The sequence below is a fragment of the Vibrio sp. ArtGut-C1 genome (assembly GCF_002105475.1).
GTDB lineage: Bacteria > Pseudomonadota > Gammaproteobacteria > Enterobacterales > Vibrionaceae > Vibrio > Vibrio diabolicus.
Genome location: NZ_NCTH01000035.1, coordinates 27,651 through 44,851 on the forward strand (window position 1 = coordinate 27,651; position 17,201 = coordinate 44,851).

At 44.9% G+C, this 17,201-nt stretch carries 14 protein-coding genes; 9 read left to right on the forward strand and 5 right to left on the reverse strand.

Annotation, left to right across the window (positions count from 1 at the left end):
• Positions 1 to 9: 9 nt before the first annotated feature.
• Genes gnd through zwf form a run of 3 tightly spaced genes read right to left on the reverse strand, consistent with a single transcriptional unit; the run spans position 10 to position 3,711 of the window.
• Complete coding sequence (gene gnd, locus B7360_RS21400) at positions 10 to 1,458, reverse strand: decarboxylating NADP(+)-dependent phosphogluconate dehydrogenase (protein ID WP_085344565.1); 1,449 nt, start codon at positions 1,456 to 1,458, stop codon at positions 10 to 12.
• A gap of 37 nt (positions 1,459 to 1,495) precedes the next feature.
• Entirely contained in the window at positions 1,496 to 2,212 is a 717-nt protein-coding gene (pgl, locus tag B7360_RS21405; protein WP_085344566.1) for a 6-phosphogluconolactonase, read from the reverse strand.
• Positions 2,209 to 3,711 (reverse strand): glucose-6-phosphate dehydrogenase, encoded by a 1,503-nt coding sequence (zwf, locus tag B7360_RS21410; RefSeq protein WP_005397367.1) that lies wholly within the window; start codon positions 3,709 to 3,711, stop codon positions 2,209 to 2,211. The genes pgl and zwf overlap by 4 nt, the downstream gene beginning before the upstream one ends.
• A 539-nt stretch (positions 3,712 to 4,250) precedes the next feature.
• Here zwf and B7360_RS21415 point away from each other — a divergent pair.
• Positions 4,251 to 5,183 (forward strand): AraC family transcriptional regulator, encoded by a 933-nt coding sequence (locus B7360_RS21415; RefSeq protein ID WP_085344567.1) that lies wholly within the window; start codon positions 4,251 to 4,253, stop codon positions 5,181 to 5,183.
• 117 nt (positions 5,184 to 5,300) lie between these two features.
• The gene (locus tag B7360_RS21420) at positions 5,301 to 7,436 is read left to right on the forward strand and encodes a TonB-dependent siderophore receptor (RefSeq protein ID WP_085344568.1); all 2,136 of its coding nucleotides are present in this window, start codon (positions 5,301 to 5,303) and stop codon (positions 7,434 to 7,436) included.
• An 80-nt stretch (positions 7,437 to 7,516) separates the two neighbouring features.
• Here B7360_RS21420 and B7360_RS21425 read toward each other — a convergent pair whose 3' ends face one another.
• The gene (locus B7360_RS21425; RefSeq protein WP_005397363.1) at positions 7,517 to 8,203 is read right to left on the reverse strand and encodes a response regulator; all 687 of its coding nucleotides are present in this window, start codon (positions 8,201 to 8,203) and stop codon (positions 7,517 to 7,519) included.
• Positions 8,200 to 9,819, reverse strand: coding sequence for a sensor histidine kinase (locus B7360_RS21430; protein WP_005397361.1), 1,620 nt, complete (start codon positions 9,817 to 9,819; stop codon positions 8,200 to 8,202). Before B7360_RS21430 ends, B7360_RS21425 begins: the two co-directional genes overlap by 4 nt.
• A gap of 477 nt (positions 9,820 to 10,296) precedes the next feature.
• Between B7360_RS21430 and B7360_RS21435 the strand changes: the two genes are divergently transcribed.
• The 7 genes from B7360_RS21435 (at position 10,297) to B7360_RS21465 (ending at position 17,112) form a co-directional block, all read left to right on the forward strand.
• Positions 10,297 to 10,524, forward strand: coding sequence for a hypothetical protein (locus tag B7360_RS21435; RefSeq protein WP_005377125.1), 228 nt, complete (start codon positions 10,297 to 10,299; stop codon positions 10,522 to 10,524).
• Between the two features lie 130 nt (positions 10,525 to 10,654).
• Positions 10,655 to 12,070, forward strand: coding sequence for a TolC family protein (locus tag B7360_RS21440; RefSeq protein ID WP_046874906.1), 1,416 nt, complete (start codon positions 10,655 to 10,657; stop codon positions 12,068 to 12,070).
• Between the two features lie 3 nt (positions 12,071 to 12,073).
• A complete protein-coding gene (locus B7360_RS21445; RefSeq protein ID WP_085344569.1) occupies positions 12,074 to 13,054 on the forward strand; it encodes an HlyD family secretion protein in 981 nt (326 codons plus the stop codon).
• Between the two features lie 22 nt (positions 13,055 to 13,076).
• Positions 13,077 to 14,243 (forward strand): ABC transporter permease, encoded by a 1,167-nt coding sequence (locus tag B7360_RS21450; RefSeq protein ID WP_031780620.1) that lies wholly within the window; start codon positions 13,077 to 13,079, stop codon positions 14,241 to 14,243.
• Positions 14,240 to 15,391 (forward strand): ABC transporter permease, encoded by a 1,152-nt coding sequence (locus tag B7360_RS21455; RefSeq protein ID WP_085344570.1) that lies wholly within the window; start codon positions 14,240 to 14,242, stop codon positions 15,389 to 15,391. Before B7360_RS21450 ends, B7360_RS21455 begins: the two co-directional genes overlap by 4 nt.
• Before the next feature lie 259 nt (positions 15,392 to 15,650).
• Complete coding sequence (locus B7360_RS21460; RefSeq protein WP_046875202.1) at positions 15,651 to 16,715, forward strand: HlyD family secretion protein; 1,065 nt, start codon at positions 15,651 to 15,653, stop codon at positions 16,713 to 16,715.
• The gene (locus B7360_RS21465; protein WP_254048145.1) at positions 16,705 to 17,112 is read left to right on the forward strand and encodes a DUF2955 domain-containing protein; all 408 of its coding nucleotides are present in this window, start codon (positions 16,705 to 16,707) and stop codon (positions 17,110 to 17,112) included. Before B7360_RS21460 ends, B7360_RS21465 begins: the two co-directional genes overlap by 11 nt.
• The last annotated feature ends 89 nt before the right edge of the window (positions 17,113 to 17,201 follow it).

Consider the following 17,201-nt stretch of genomic DNA (forward strand, 5'->3'; position numbering starts at 1 on the left):
GACTGCGGATTACACGTCGTAAGTTGTAGACGCTGTGTCGCCGCCTGTACCAGTCCAGTTCGTGTGGAAGAATTCACCACGCTCACGGTCGATACGCTCGTAAGTGTGAGCACCGAAGTAGTCACGTTGAGCTTGCAGTAGGTTCGCAGGTAGACGAGCTGTTGTGTAACCGTCTAGGAACGTTAGTGCAGAAGTCGTACATGGCATTGGGATACCTGCTTCTAGAGACTTAGCTGCTACTTTACGCCATGCTACTAGGCTGCTTTGTAGGATACCTTTGAAGTAATCATCAGAGCCTAGGAATGCTAGTTCTGGATCCGCTTCGTATGCATCACGGATGTTGCCTAGGAACGCAGAACGGATGATACAACCACCACGCCACATAAGAGCAACGTTACCGTAGTTTAGGTCCCAGCCATTCTCGTTTGATGCTTCGCGCATTAGCATAAAGCCTTGAGCGTAAGAGATGATCTTAGACGCTAGAAGCGCTTGACGTAGTGCGTCAACCCACTCTTGCTTGTCACCTTCTACTGGCGTGATTGTCTTGCCGAACAGTTTCTCAGCTTCAACACGTTGATCTTTTAGTGCAGATAGGCAACGAGAGAATACGGACTCAGAGATTAGCGTTAGAGGAATACCTAGGTCTAGAGCGTTGATACCCGTCCATTTACCTGTACCTTTTTGGCCAGCAGTGTCTAGGATTTTCTCAACTAGAGGCTCACCGTCTTCGTCTTTGTAGCCAAGGATGTCAGCCGTAATTTCAACAAGGTAGCTGTTTAGCTCAGTGTTGTTCCACTCAGCGAATACCGCTTGCATCTCGTCTGCAGACATACCAAGACCGTCTTTCATGAACTGGTAAGCTTCTGTGATCAGCTGCATGTCGCCGTATTCGATGCCATTGTGTACCATCTTAACGAAGTGGCCCGCACCGTCGTTACCAACCCAGTCACAACAAGGCTCACCTGCATCAGTTTTTGCAGAGATACCTTGGAAAATTGGCTTAACCGCTTCCCAAGCTTCTGGAGCGCCGCCAGGCATGATAGATGGGCCAAAACGTGCACCTTCTTCACCACCAGATACGCCAGTACCGATGAAGTGGATGCCTTTTTCGCGTAATGCAGCAACACGACGGTTTGTATCTGGGTAGTTTGTGTTACCACCGTCGATGATGATGTCGCCCTTATCTAGTAGAGGGACTAGCGCGTCGATGAATTTGTCTACCACATCACCTGCGCGAACCATTAGCATCACTTTACGTGGCGTTTCTAGCTTCTCTACTAGTTCTTCTAGAGAGTATGCACCGATGATGTTCGTGCCTTTCGCTGGACCTTCCAGGAACTCGTCTACTTTAGCAGCAGTACGGTTGTGAGCGACCACTTTAAAACCGTGATCGTTCATGTTTAGGATAAGGTTTTGACCCATTACCGCTAGGCCAATTACACCGATATCACCTTTCATTGTTTCTCTCCAATTTTGTTTCATTGACGAGCAGCGTTTAAGCAATTTTTGCTGCTGCGTCCAAATCTAAATACCATTCCGTCAGACCAGATTTCGCTTGAATCTTAGCCGCTGGGTATGGCAGTGCGTGTGCAGGTGAACTGTTGATCTCTTCAACGATGTCCGCTTTTCCTGCACCAAGCACTAAGTAACTGATGCGTTTTGCTGCTTCTAAAACGCGTGCCGTTTTTGACACACGAAGCTGGCCCGACTCAGGATGAGACGCCACAAGAGCTAGGTTCGCATCATCATAATTCGTTTGGCCAGGGAACAGAGAAGCTGTGTGACCATCTGCACCAACACCTAATAAGATCCAGTCAAACACAGGGGTTCCGTTTTCAGTCGGAATCACCTCTGACATCTCTTTCGCAAAGCGTTCCGCTTCCACTTTAGGGTCATCTTCACCGCGAATACGGTGGATGTTTTCTGTTGGAATGTTTACTTGGCTAAACAGTAGCGCGTTCGCTTCTCCGTAGTTGCTTTCCGCATCGTCAGGTGCGACACAACGTTCGTCACCCCACCAGAAGTGGAGGTTTTGCCACTGAATAGAGGTTGCGTAAGCCTCTGAAGCCAACAGTTTGAACAGCATTTTAGGAGTGCTGCCGCCAGAAAGAGAGATGTGAACAGGTCGGCCCATTTCGCTGAACGCTTTCATGTCGTTAGCTAGGCTTTCAACTACCTGCTCTGCTGTTTGGTAGATCTTATGGTTGATCATAGTTCACAGTAATCCGTATCTGTTAAGTTTTTACATGGGAAGCGCCAAGCGCGACCATCACGCTGTAGCAGGTCGTCTGACTCTTTAGGACCCCATGTGCCGCATGCGTACCCGAAGAGGGATTGTGGATCTTGTTTAAAATCTAAAATTGGCTGTACGTACTGCCAACACGCTTCCACCGCATCACTACGTGCAAATAGCGTAGCATCACCATTCAAAGCATCAAGTAGAAGACGCTCATACGCAGTTAGCATTTGCGTTTCTTGTAGGTCAGCGTAATGGAAGTTCATTTTCACTTCTTTCGCTTCAAAACCTGCGCCTGGCTCTTTCAAGCCAAAGCTCATTTGAATGCCTTCGTCTGGCTGAATGCGAATGATCAGCTTGTTTTCTGGTGCGTTTTGACCAAACACTGGGTGCGGTGTTTGTTTAAAGTGGATAACCACTTCAGTCACGCGTGTTGGAAGACGCTTACCAGTACGCACGTAGAATGGCACGCCATTCCAACGCCAGTTGTTAATGTATGCTTTCAAACCGATGTACGTTTCGGTACGAGAATCATCTGCAACCCCCGGCTCTTCACGGTAGCCACGTAGACTTTGTCCACGAACTTCAGAAGCGGTGTATTGACCTAATACTAGATCGTTACGCAGAGCGTTTTCGTCCAAAGGTTTTAAACACTGGAGTACTTTAACGACTTCATCACGCATCGAATCTGCATTGATCTGTGCAGGTGGCTCCATACCCACCATCGCCAATACTTGTAGCAGGTGGTTTTGGAACATATCGCGCACGGCACCCGAGTTGTCGTAGTAACCACCACGCTCCTCTACGCCGAGGAATTCTGCTCCCGTGATTTCAACATAATCAATGAAGTTACGGTTCCAAAGCGGCTCAAACATCGCGTTTGAAAAACGAAGTACAAGAAGGTTTTGTACCGTCTCTTTACCTAAGTAATGGTCAATTCGGTAAATTTGATGCTCTTGGAAGTGCTCGTGAATTTCTTTATCCAGAATACGCGCTGATTCAAGGTCATAACCGAATGGTTTCTCAATAATCAGGCGTTTCCAACCATCTTCTTCTTTGTTTAGGCCGTGTGCTGCAAGACTTGCAGGAATCACACTGTATAAACTTGGTGGGGTTGCTAAGTAGAAAAGCGTATTGCGCTGATCGAAACGATATTCGTCAGCAAGTTGGTCTAAACGAGAAGATAGCTTACTGTAATCTTGTGTGTCAGAAGTATTGATAGCTTGGTAGTGCAGATGGTTAATAAATGCATCAAGCGTTTCTGGCTCAGTCTTTTCCATTTCCTGAAGCGATTTTTTCAGCTTCGCGCGGTAAGACTCATCACTGTATTCAGTGCGACTTACACCCAGAATGGCAAAATTTTCTGGAAGCTGCTTGTTCGCATAGAGGTGGTATAAAGCAGGAATGAGCTTACGGTATGTAAGGTCACCTGAAGCACCAAAAATAACGATGCTGCTGTTTTCTGGTATTACCATCATCTTTCCCTTAAAAACGAGGTACTTATTGTGTGCCCGGATACGGCTAAAGGATGAGCCAACCCTATCAATGGCACCTCAAAATAGAAAATTGGTCTTACCTATTACGTTGATAGGTAAAGTCTATAGGCCCAAAGAACCTCAAGAAGTAGCACTCCCAAATCTGTTGGAAACACGACGTATTAAGGTCATTTAGGTCACTTATGTCTCAAAAGTACACACTGTACTCGCTGGAGGAGAGTCCGACACGGTGCAGTATTGTCTACGACTATTTGATTTACATCAACACTTGCCAGTGCAAACGTTTAAATAAGTTACACAAAACATCATAAATATTTGTATTTTATGGATAAAAAAAGTTGCACTAACGTAAGACAAAAATTAAGCAAAAACTCTAATATGGACAATCCTTACCCACCCTTGCAATCCATTACAATTTTATTGTGATCTATGTAGCCTGAATTTTATCCTCTCACTCTATTGATAATGATACTCAATTAAAGATAATGAGGATACTATTAATGCGAAAGTAGAACGCCATGAAACCAGGCACAAAGAATCTGCACCCGATAAACCGAATACACTCTGTGCTTGATTACATTCACAACAATCTAGATATCGCACTTAGTGTGGATGAAATCTCGAAAGCAAGCTGCTGGTCACGTTGGCAACTGCAACGCGTTTTCCAGCAACACACTGGCGTATCCGTCGCTCACTATATTAGAGAGCTAAAACTAAGCCTTGCGGCTGAACGCTTAATCCATACATCAGATCGCTCGTTAGATATTGCGATAGAAATGGGGTTTGCGTCTGAACATGCATTTAGTCGAGCGTTCAAAAATATGTTTTCAAAGAGTCCTCGGGATTATCGTAAAGCTCAGCAACTAACGGGCTTGAGGCAACCTTTAACATTGCGCGATACACCAGAAGACGAAAATAGACATAAGTGCTTTATCGAAGTTCGAATAGAAACAAAACCTGCTTTTGTGCTTGCTGGTTATCATGAACCTATTTATGGATTGTTTTCCGCAACGCCCAACTTCCAATCCAAGGTGCCCTCGCTGTGGTCACAGCTCTATTCATCAGAAAACCATACTCATCTGGAAAGAAACTATCTTGGTGTGATTGACGTAACAAAAGCGTATTCAAGCAACCAGCAACTCGAGTATTGGGCAGGTTATGAGTACAACTCAGCGTCAAAAACTTCAATATCCAAAGTCTCTACGCAAGAACCAGATCTTCTGGTTGTTCCTAAGCAAACCTACGCAGTGATTACGCACATAGGTAAAGCATCAAATCTAGCGGCGACGCTTGAGTGGTTCATTTTGCACTGGCTCCCCTATTCCAATTATCACGGTATTGATGGCTACGAGTTAGAAGTTTATCCAGAAGACTATGATGTTGAGAGCGAGAATGCCCAAATGCATTACTGGATACCTGTCAAACCGAACGAAGCCACTCCCATTAGATAGAAGCCTAAGCACTTAGGTTCTGGCTTTGCACCAAATTGTTAACTTTTCCTATTTCTTTCGCTATAGAATGCAAACAACAATCATTATCAACAAATAAAAGTAGTGGAATTAATAAATATGGAAAGTCCGAATCGATTTCATCGTTCTGCGGTTGCAGTCGTGGTATCCGCGCTTATTGCTGGTCACGCCAGTGCCACTGAGAGCACTTCTCAGCACGAAACTATCACAGTACTTGGCGAAACATACCGAAACACCGCAACTAAAACCGTTTTAGAACCGGAAGAAACGCCGCAAGCGATCACGGTAATCACTAAAGATGACATGGACCTGCGCGGCGTAAACTCGGTGAGCGAAGCATTACGTTACGCGCCTGGCGTAAATACAGAGCTGCGTGGCGGTGCCGTTTCCCGACTTGACCTATTCAATATTCGTGGTTTTATTAACTACACCAACTTTTATGATGGTCTTCCTTTGCTGTACAACGGCTGGAACCTTCAACCTCAGGTCGATTCCGTTGCCCTTGAACAAATCGAGGTTTTTAAAGGGCCAACGTCTGTTCTTTACGGCAATATTCCACCAGGAGGCATGGTCAATATTATCGCCAAGGCGCCTCAGTCAACACCTTCGCACTCTGTCTCGATTAGTACTGGGACTAACAGCCTAAAAAAACTGACGTTCGACACCACAGGACAAATTGGTGATTCTAATGTTGATTACCGTATTATCGGCCTCGTAAAACAGCGAGATGGTCAAGCCGATACGTCTGAAGACGAACGTTATGTCCTCGCTCCATCTTTCAATTGGCAAGCGACAGAAAGCACCTTAGTCAACGTGAATGTTTACTATCAAAATGATCCATCAGCAGGTATCTACACGACCGTGCCAGCGTCTGGCTCAGTGATTGACAACCCACTTGGCTCGATGTCACCAAGCACTTATTTGGGGGATGAGGACTGGAACACTTACGAACGCGAAGTTCTGATGATGGGTTACAAAGTCCAACACGACTTTAACAACAATTGGCAATTTCTACAGAATGCCCGCTACATGACCGCCGATGCCTATCAGGAAAACACATATAACGGTGCACTTGAAGCGGATAACCGTACCGTTGGTCGAAATGCTTATTTAACCGATGAAAAGTCCAAATCCTTTGTGATTGACAACCAACTATCTGGCTACGTTAAAACAGGAAATTTTGAACATAACTTATTGTTCGGGCTTGATTATCAGTATCTAGATTCAGATGTAAAATACAAAGACACGCTTGGGTATTCGCTAACTCAGGACATTTTTAATCCTGACCACAACAGCATTGATCGTAATGCACTGAATTTCCAATACAAACAAAACTTAGATATCAAAACGAAGCAGATTGGCGTTTATTTGCAAGATCAAGTTCGTTACAACCAACTTGTAATGATTGCGGGTCTTCGTTGGGATAAATACGATTCAAATACAGACGCCGTGAGCGATTACCTAGGAGCAATATCTAACAGCAAGGAAGAGTTAGACGATACCAACGTATCTTTCCGAGTCGGCGGTTTGTATGAACTCGACTTCGGCCTATCCCCATACCTTACTTACTCCGAGAGTTTTGAGCCGATTGCGGGTGCAGATGCCACAGGCAAAGCGTTTGAACCATCAACCGGGCATCAGTGGGAACTCGGTTTTAAGTACGCGCCATTGTCTGGCGATATTTCGGGTAATTTAGCGTTCTTCCATATTACGAAGAAAAACGCGATCTTGACCGATCCGAATAATCCATATGCACCGAACTATCAAGCGGGCGAAGTGGTATCACAGGGTGTTGAACTAGAGGCAAAGTGGCAAGCCACAGCACAAGCTGATTTCACTCTAGGCTACACGTATACCGATATGGAGATTACCGAGGACAGTTATTACAACCAAGAAGGTAAAACGCCAGTTTGGGTACCTGAGCAAACGGCCTCTTTATGGGCCAATTACTTCTTTGAAGGAAATCTTTCAGGCCTTCGTACCAGTGCTGGCGTTCGCTATGTCGGAGAAGCACAAATTGATGCTCAAAACAGCGAAAAAGTGCCTGACTACACCTTGTTTGATTTTGCAGCAAGTTACGATTTCTCAACAGTATCTGAATCAATGAAAGGGGCTAGCGTCACCCTTTCTGCAAGCAATCTATTCGATAAAGAATATTATTCTTGTTACGACAAAAATAACTGTTGGTTTGGCGCTGAGCGCTCTATTGAAGCGAAGTTAGAATACAACTTCTAGTCTCTTGCAATAATTTGTAAAGCGATGGTTTCTACAATAAGCCATCGCTTTTTATTTTGCATAGAGCATCAATATAAACGCTACCGCGTCACTTTTTTATAGCACCTTTCCGGCCTACCTACCGACCCATAGTTTAAATCAGCCTCTAGTTCACCAGTGCTGATCAGATACTCCAAATAGCGCCTTGCCGTTGTTCGGCTCGCACCAATCTTTTCGCCTGCCTCATCAGCGGTCAGCACACTACCATTTGGGAACAACTCTCTGATCTTATCCAAGGTTACACCATCAATCCCTTTCGGTAATCGGTTCGGCAAGTTGTCTTGATTGGCGTGAGACTGCAGCATTTTATCAACGAGGTTCTGATCCAAACTCTCTGCGATGTCTAGTTGTTGGCGTTGGGACACATACTTTTTCAGTGCGGCATCTAAGCGTGGAAACATCACTGGTTTTAACAGGTAATCGACAACGCCACCTCTCATTGCCTGTTGTAGCGTATCGACATCCCTTGCCGCGGTAATCAAAATGACATCACACGTTTGGTTGTTCGCACGTAATGTATTGAGTATCTCAAGCCCTGTTCCATCAGGAAGGTATACATCCATCAACAAGAGGTCTGGCTTAAGAATATCGAGTTGCATTTCCGCTTCCATTCTCGTGGTCGCAATGCCGACCACTTCCAAACCTGCCAATTGGCTTAAGTATTTGTGGTGCAGCTCAGCAATAGCCAGATCATCTTCAATGATCATTACGCGAGTCGCCATACTCATAATTGTTCTTCCTTGGGTAAATACACCGTTATTCTTGTTCCATAATTTGTGTTGGGCATCATCTCAACATGGCCGTGATATCGAGTAGCCAACTGGTTGACAAGATGCAATCCTACCCCCCGATTTTGACGAGATTTCGTCGACACCCCTTTTTTAAATAGCGCCTGCGGCTCTATATCGCTTGGTAAACCACAGCCTTGATCTATCACCTCAAGTATCACTTCATTTCCGTAATCGCTCACTGACACATCGATATTTCTGCGCTCCGATGCGACATTCGATTCATCACGAATCGAGGTTAACGTTGCATCGAAAGCATTATCAATTAAGTTGCCCAGAATGGTGACAAGGTCTTCCGAATTTAGCCACTCAGGCAGAGGCTCCAAACGGCTGCCTTCTTCAACCACCAGCTGTAAGCCTAACTCGCGAGCACGTTCAGTTTTTCCAAGCAACATACCTGCAATTAACGGGTCTTTAACGGTGTCTCTTAAAAATTCGATCATCGCTTGATAGTGTGCGGTTTCTTGCCCAATTAACTTTTGTACGGCATCCAGCTCCCCCATCTGAACTAACCCGCTAATGGTGTTTAGCTTATTTCGATGCTCATGGGTTTGCGAACGTAATAAATCTGCATATTCTTTGGTTTGTGATAACTGCTCGGTTAGGTCATTGATTTCATCCCTTAAACGGAAACTCGATACTGCCCCCACTATTTTTCCATCCACATAAATTGGCGAACGGTTTGCGATCAGACGTTTATGATTAAGGAATATCTCAATATCATGATCTTCCTGTCCGGTTTCTAGCACCGTATATAAGTCACTATCGCGTAACGTCTCAGTCAACGGTTTATTAAGAGCTGCCTCTCTATCAATACCGAGAATCTGACAGGCGCTACGATTGATCGAGCGAAGTATCCCTTGGGCATCAATACTTAACACGCCTTCTTTAATGGTACTCATCGTCACTTCTAATTCGCCGTACAACCGCCCTATCTCTTCAGGCTCGAACCCCAAAATGGCGCGCTGAAACTTTCTCGACGCATAATTGGATACAATGGCATTAGCGACAACAACTACGATGACCATTAAAATCAAAAAGGCCAAAAATGGTTCGATGCGGTCTTGCAGCCGGTCGAGCAAATAGCCAACCGAAACCACACCAATGATGTTCCCTTGCTCGTCAAAAATCGCAGCTTTACCACGAACTGAATAACCTAACGAGCCCTGTGCCGTCGAAATATAAGACAATCCCTGCTCTAGCGCTCGACGATTGTCACCACCTCTCATTGGTTTACCCAACCGCTCATCAACGGGGTGAATTAAGCGCACTCCCTTATGGTCGCCAATAACGATGAATGCAGCACCGATGGCTTCGGTTAATTCTCGGAAACGGAGTTGGTATGGCTGAGGATTTTGGGTTGCGACCATTTCGCGAACAACGGCGGAGTCTGCTAAAAAACGGGCAACACCCAGTGCTTTTTCTCCCATTTCTTGCTCTTGATTGATTTTGAGATAAGTGAATCCTGCAGCGACAAGTAATAGAAGTTCTATCAACCCCGACAGCGTCATAATAATGAGCATTCGCTTACGAAAGCTGATCGTTTTCCAACTCATTGATACATCCTTATGATTCACTCCCAAGCGATTACGTTAACACTCAGTTAACAGCATGGCTTTGTTGCGGTGATAAATCTGTGAGGAAGGCAAGCAAACCGCAGAGTTTACGGTTAATTAATCGACGAGCTGAAACATAAAATTACAACCATTCACCAAATTTAGCATTCCTCTCTGATACTCAATTCCATACATAAATTGCCCTTTAAAACATGATCGTGATCACATCGATTTTAGCGGTTTTTGAGGCGTTTTTAGACTTTCCAACGTATAATTTTTAATCAACGAAACCATTGAGAGTTTCGGTTAGAAAGCAGTGAAGCTGGAAGTCTATTAAAAGCTCAACATTGATGTCAGTGATTTGGACACAAATAAAACAAAACACAAATACTGACTATATGACAAACACTTAGACACCATCTGAAAACTGGAAAACTATAAACAGAGGTGCATTTATAGTTAGAAGGAACACCAAACATGGAACGCGATACCTTTGGAATATGCCTGAATAAGGCCATGCTGTCAGAGAATATGTATTCAACGTTTACACACGTCAGGGCTTATGAAAAAAACGGAGGCGGTACTTCTGATCTCAAGGTCCTGTTATCGTTCCCTCAAATGAGTGGAAAAGACCTATTGAATACGATGCGAGGTTCTCGTCAGCTTGAGTGGAGAGCGGAGTTTCACTGTCCATATACGAAATAAACTTGTAACATCTCCCGCGCCCAGCACAAACATAACTGGGCGCATACTACTACCCAATTTCCCCTCCTACTTAACACCAAGTTACGAATCCTTTATATTAGAGCTTATACTCTACGACAAAGCAGCCATTATGAAAAAAACAGGAAAGTTTTGGATACTGGGCTTACTTAGCAGCTCGATTTCCCTTGCCTGTCATGCGGCACCGATCACTTTTGATACCGCATGGCAGCTATTGCTAGAAAACAACTATTCTCTTAAAGCTCAACGCTCAAACGTCGAGAATTACCAATACCAAGAGAGTGCCACCAGCAATCTCAACTTACCTCAGGTTACCATTGGCGCGAATTACACGCGTTTAGATACCGATATCACGCTGTCGGGAAAACAGATCCTAGACAGTACAGGAACACACATTAACGTACCTCCTGCTTTTCAACCTATTTTTGGTGCCTTAGCTAATACTACTTCGACCATAACCGAACGCGATATTTTCTCTTCGTCTATTCGTGCCATTTGGCCAATTTTTACTGGTGGTCGTATTTCTGCGGCTCAATCAGCAGCAGAAGGCAAAACAGATGAGGCTAAAAGCCAGCTTCTAATGGAACAACAAGCGCGCTTTGAAGATTTGTCGAAGTACTACTTTTCTGTCGTGCTGGCAAAGGAAGTACTCGCAACGCGGCAAGCGGTTGAAGCTGGACTAAAAAAGCATCGAGATTTTGCCATTAAGCTTGAAGAGCAAGGACAAATCGCACACGTTGAGCGCCTGCAAGCCGAGGCTTCTCTAGATAAAGCATCAGTAGAAACACGTAAAGCCGCTAGCGATTTGAGTATCGCTCAGGCCGCATTAGGTAAATTACTCGCACAAGATGATGCCGTAGAGCCCGCTGAATCTTTGTTTATCAACGACAGTCTTCCCCCTCTTACCGCTTTTGTCGATCAAACGTTGCTTACCTATCCGGGGTTAGACCTTCTGAGCGCTAAACACAAACAAGCCTCTAGCTTAATCAAAGCAGAAAAAGGGAAATACTATCCTGAAGTTTACCTTTACGGAGACTACAGCTTGTATGAAGACGACTCTCTCGCAAGCCAAATGAAGCCTGACTGGTTAGTTGGTGTCGGTGTCAGCATTCCACTGATTGAATCAACAGGGCGAAGCGAAAAAGTCAAAGCAGCTCAAAGTGTCGTCTCACAGGTCGACTCATTAAAATCCCAAGCCAAACAAGATTTATCGCTGCTAGTACAAAAGACATACTTGGAGGCTCAGCAAGCCATTGATGAAGTACAAGGGCTCGAATCTAGCATTGAACTTGCTAACGAAAACCTGCGTTTACGTGAGAAGGCATTTACTCAGGGTCTGTCGTCTTCTCTGGATGTTGTGGATGCACAACTTTATGTCGCTAGTATAGAAACACAACGTTCAGCGGCGCGTTTCCGCTATTTAATATCTTTAACCAAGCTACTCGCATTGAGCAGTGAAATGAACAGCTTCGAACAATATCAAAATACCGCTTATATCCCTGCTTCAACATCCAAAGAGGTGAAATAAATCATGGCAGCTAAATCACTAAAACCCGTTTTACTCTCACTTTGTGCTTTGGGTGTTGCCTCTTGGGTTGGGTATCAATTTTACCAAGCCTATCAACCGGAACCGATCCGCTTACAGGGATTAATTGAAGCCCAGCAATACAGTATTTCCTCAAAAGTTCCAGGGCGTATTGATGAGGTCATGGTACGTAAAGGCGACGATGTAGAGAAAGGTCAGCTTATTTTTACCCTTCATAGTCCTGAAATTGAAGCGAAGTTAGAACAAGCAAAAGCAGGTGAAAAAGCGGCGGACGCCTTAGCTCAAGAAGCTGAGAAAGGCGCACGTGAGCAACAAATCCAAGCAGCAAAAGATCAGTGGATGAAAGCCAAAGCCGCTGCGAATTTAATGGAAAAAACCTACAATCGTGTGAATAACCTTTATAACGATGGCGTGGTTGCAGAACAAAAACGCGATGAAGCTTTAACTCAATGGCAAGCAGCGAAATACACAGAAAGTGCTGCGTTTCAAATGTATGAAATGGCAAAAGAAGGCGCTAGAAGTGAAACCAAAGTGGCTGCGGCGGAAAAAGCGCGCATGGCATCAGGTGCCGTAGCCGAAGTAGAAGCGTATGCGAAAGATACTCAGATCTACAGCTGGTTTGACGGCGAAGTCTCTCAAGTTCTACTTCAAAGTGGTGAATTAGCACCTCAGGGCTTCCCGGTTGTTACCGTGATAGATACAGAAGATGCCTGGGCGACACTTAATGTGCGTGAAGATTACCTTCAACACTTTAATAAAGGAGCAACCTTTGATGCCTATTTGCCTGCCTTAAATAAAAATGTTGAGTTCAAAGTAACGCATGTTGCCGTTATGGGTGACTTTGCAACGTGGAGAGCAACCGATGCTTCTCAAGGTTTTGATCTTCGTACCTTTGAAGTAGAAGCTCGTCCAGTTCAACCCGAACCTGAACTGCGTATGGGAATGAGTGTTGTCGTTGAACTTTAATCACAACCACTAGGTTAATGCTATGACGATTAAGATTTCACAGCGGCATATCTTACGACGAGATAAGTGGTTGCTTTCGTGCCTTACTTGGATACCGATTTTGCTCGCAATGATGATTTGGGGAGTGTTCTCTGCGGGCATTGCCCGGGATCTGCCAATCGGTGTGGTTGATCTACAACATTCCCAACTTTCTCGAAAGCTCATTCAATCTTTGGATGCGTCGTCGAGTCTGGCTGTTAATTATCACTACACCAGTGCAAGCGAAGCAAAAAATGCGATGATTGAAGGCGATATCTACGCTTACGCGGTCATCCCATCTAAGTTCGATCAAGATATTCTCCAGCACCGCCAACCTCAACTCTCTGTCTTTTACAACAGTCAGTACATTTTGGTAGCGAAATTGATCAACTCTGCCGTTGCGCAAGCACAAGGCTATTTCGATGCTCAGGTTGAAGTAATGAGCAACTTGGCTAAGGGTAACACCACAACTTTAGCAGCGGCTGGACAGGCTGTACCCGTGTCAACACAAATAACCGCATTATTTAACCGTAACAATAACTACGCACAATTTTTGGTAACGGCTATCGTGCCAGCCATTTGGCAAATATGTATTGTAGTAAGCACTATTTTGATTCTTACCGCGCACTTTCGCATTTATGGTGGAAAGAATGGCTTTGCGTTTTTGGGCGAAAAGCCATACGCCAAGCTCACTTCCCTATTAAGTCAGTACATTCCGGTCTTTATGGCGCAAGGTGCATTGTTCTTATACTGGTTTTATTCCGTGCTTGATTGGCCAATGGAAGGCAGTTTTTTGGTTATGCTATTAGCACAATTGGCGACGGTTATCGCCTGTATCATTATGGGGGCGTTGTTCTTCTTCTTGTCGATGGATCCTGCACGTGCGATGAGTTTTGCTGGCGCGTTTACGGCTCCAAGTTTCGCGTTCATGGGAATTACATTCCCAGTTTCTGACATGAACACGCTCGCTTATGCATGGCGTTCATTATTGCCGATTACCCATTACATTGAAGTGCAAGTGAGTCAAGCAAGCTATGGAGCATCGGCCGCACAATCTTTAAGCTCGCTATGGCCTATGGTTGGCTACGTTGTGCCCTTGCTCATTACCGCAGCCTTGATGGGTAAACATCGAACAGCTTCATCAACACGCCAAGCGAAGGAGGCGGTATGACATTGTGGCAACTGATTAAAGCGGAACTGAAGGCCGTTCTAACCAATCCAGTCGTTACGTTGACCGTGTTTGGTGGTGTCGTATTTTACTCGTTTTTATACCCTTTGCCTTATGCACAACAAACGCCTCGTGAACAACCAATCGCGATTGTTAATTTAGATGGTAGTCAGACGAGTTTAAAGCTGGAACGTATGGTTGATGCCACTCCACAAGTCAACGTAGTTACTCGACTTCATACGATTGCCGATGCAAAACAAGCATTTTTACAACGAGAGATCACCGGTTTTTTAGTCATACCAGAACACTTTTACAAAGACCTCATGTTAGGTAAAAGCCCGACTCTAGCCTACGCTGCGGACGCCTCGTATTTTCTCGTGTACGGAACCGTGGTAGAGGGATTGGCCCAAGCGGGAAGCACATTAGAGGCCCAAGTGAAAGTCAGTAAAATGGTGATAGGTGGTGTGCCCATGAGTATGGCTAGCCATAATTACTCTGCTATTAAGCTTAATATGAAACCGACGTTCAACCCAACCATGGGTTACATCGAATACGTAGTGCCAGCAGTATTTGTTCTGATTTTACAACAAACGTTGATCATGGCGGTTGGATTACAAACGGGAACACAGCGTCATGGTCGTGGCTACTGGTCTCAAGTATCAACGGGAGCGCTGCTGCTTGTGAGAACGTTAGTATTTGTGGCAATTTATTATTTACTCGGCGCCTATTATTTTGGTTTTAGCTTCGAACGTTTAAGCGTAAACCATATCGCCAACGCGGGCGAACTACTGACCATGTTGTTCCCGTTCTTTTTAGGTTGTTGCGGACTAGGCTTCTGGCTAGGTTACTTACTACCTAGGCGTGAACTGGTCACCTTAGTCGTCCTCGTGAGCTCTATGCCGCTCATTTTCTTGGCTGGCTTTATTTGGCCAGTTGAAGCTATTCCTGCTCCCCTACTAAGGATTGCTGATTTAAGCCCAAGTACTTGGGCGATCAAAGCTTTCTTAGCGCTAAACCAAATGGGGGCAACCTGGCAACAAGTCGCACAACATTGGACGGCACTTTGGGCATTGACCGTGCTTTGGGGTAGCGTTGCGTACTGGATTGCTAAGCGCAATAACAAGCCAGTTGTAACAGAAAGTCTAAGTTGATTTCTCTCTACAGCTCAAAGATATAATCACAAATCAAAAACCTGATGGACGATCTGAGGGGCGAAGTATCGCCCCTTTTTTATTGGCGACGTTAGCCAACGTGATTGGAAAGTTCGTTTAGCATGCTTCAGCCTCTCTAAATGGCACCTTCGGAACGATCCCATGACCTTATCGACAAATAGTTGATTTTTTGGAAGCATTGTTTATGTCACATGTTGTAACATTGCTTACCTAACGTATTGTAACAAGAGAGAATTGGATGTCTAAAGCGGAATCATCTTCCAGAAAGTTAAGCTTTATTATTATTGGCCTCGTTTTTGTGGTTTGGCTATATAGCTTGTGGGCTGATCGAGTAACACCAATCACTGGCACCGCTCGGATTCATTCTTATCTTGTCCGTATCACTCCAGAGGTTTCGGGGAACCTAACTGAAATCCATGTTCGTAATAATCAAGTCGTTAATGCTGGTGATGTGCTTTTCGAAATTGATCCAAGAGATTATCAAATTAATCTGCGTTCAGCCGAAGCAAACTTAGCCATTGCTGGCCAAAACATTGGAGCCAACACAGCGGCTGTTGAAGTGGCACAAGCTAAGGTCATTGAATCACTCGCAGCTCGTGACAACGCAAGAGAACAAGCAGCTCGCGTAACCGAGCTCGCCGCAAAAGGGGTATTGAGTAAATCTGAGCTAGACAACGCCATCGAAGCCAAAGCACGAGCTCAAGCCACATTAGAGGCAGCAGAAGCGTCCTTAGCTCAAGCCAAGCATAATCTTGGCCCCGAAGGGCAAGATAATCCCCAGATTCTCGCAGCTATAGCAAATCTTGAAAAAGCGCAACTCGACTTACAACGAACGAAAGTGATTGCTCCATCAAAGGGGATCGTTTCTAACTTACAACTCACTGTTGGGCAAAAAGCGACGACTGGCTCACCTCTTGTCACTTTCATTGATCCGAGAGGCGTGTGGGTATCAGCGCTTGTTCGCGAAAACTCACTCGAGCATGTTCGTGCGGGACAAAAAACAAAGATTGTGTTGGATGCTTTACCTGGCAGAGTGTTTGAAGGGCGAGTAGAAAGCATTGGTTGGGGTACTGGTGGCAGTAACGACGTCGATCCGACAACTGGCTTTTTGGTTGCAGACAATAACTCCTTAAATGCACAGCGCTATCCTGTAAATATTGTTTTTGAAGGCGGAGATATTCCCGAAAACGTACGTTATGGTTCGAAAGCAACGGTCGCTTTTTTAACTGAGCAAAGCACCTTTGGAGAGTGGCTGGCCTCTTTCTGGATGAGAGTGTTGAGTATCTGGACTTATGTTTCATAGTTCAGCAAATCCAATCATTAGATTGGTTTTCACTCCGATTCTTTTACTGTTTTACTTACAGTATTCAGGTGCGCCTACTCCCTTTATCGCGCCAATATTCGTTGTGATTTTTCTAACTCTGATGCCATCTAAGCCCCCGTTCAACATGATGGTGAAATTGCTGGTAATACTCTCACTTCTCAGCTTTGGCATCGTAACTTTAGCAGGAGCGCTCATGAGCTCTCCTAGTGGCTTCTTACTGTTTACTTGGTCACTTCTCTGTTGGAGTTATTACCGAAGTCATCGCGATCCCAAAGACATCGTTTCGACACTCACTTTGATTGTTGTATTGATTATCGTGGTCACAAGCCAACAAATGGGGTTGTCGCTTGAGGGGTTGCCATGGGTCTTATTGTAGTGGTCAAGTAAAATTGGCCACGGTTTTATGAGGAAACCAGAACTGTCGTTCTGATTCATTTGGTGTTAATCCACCATTATATTGATGGG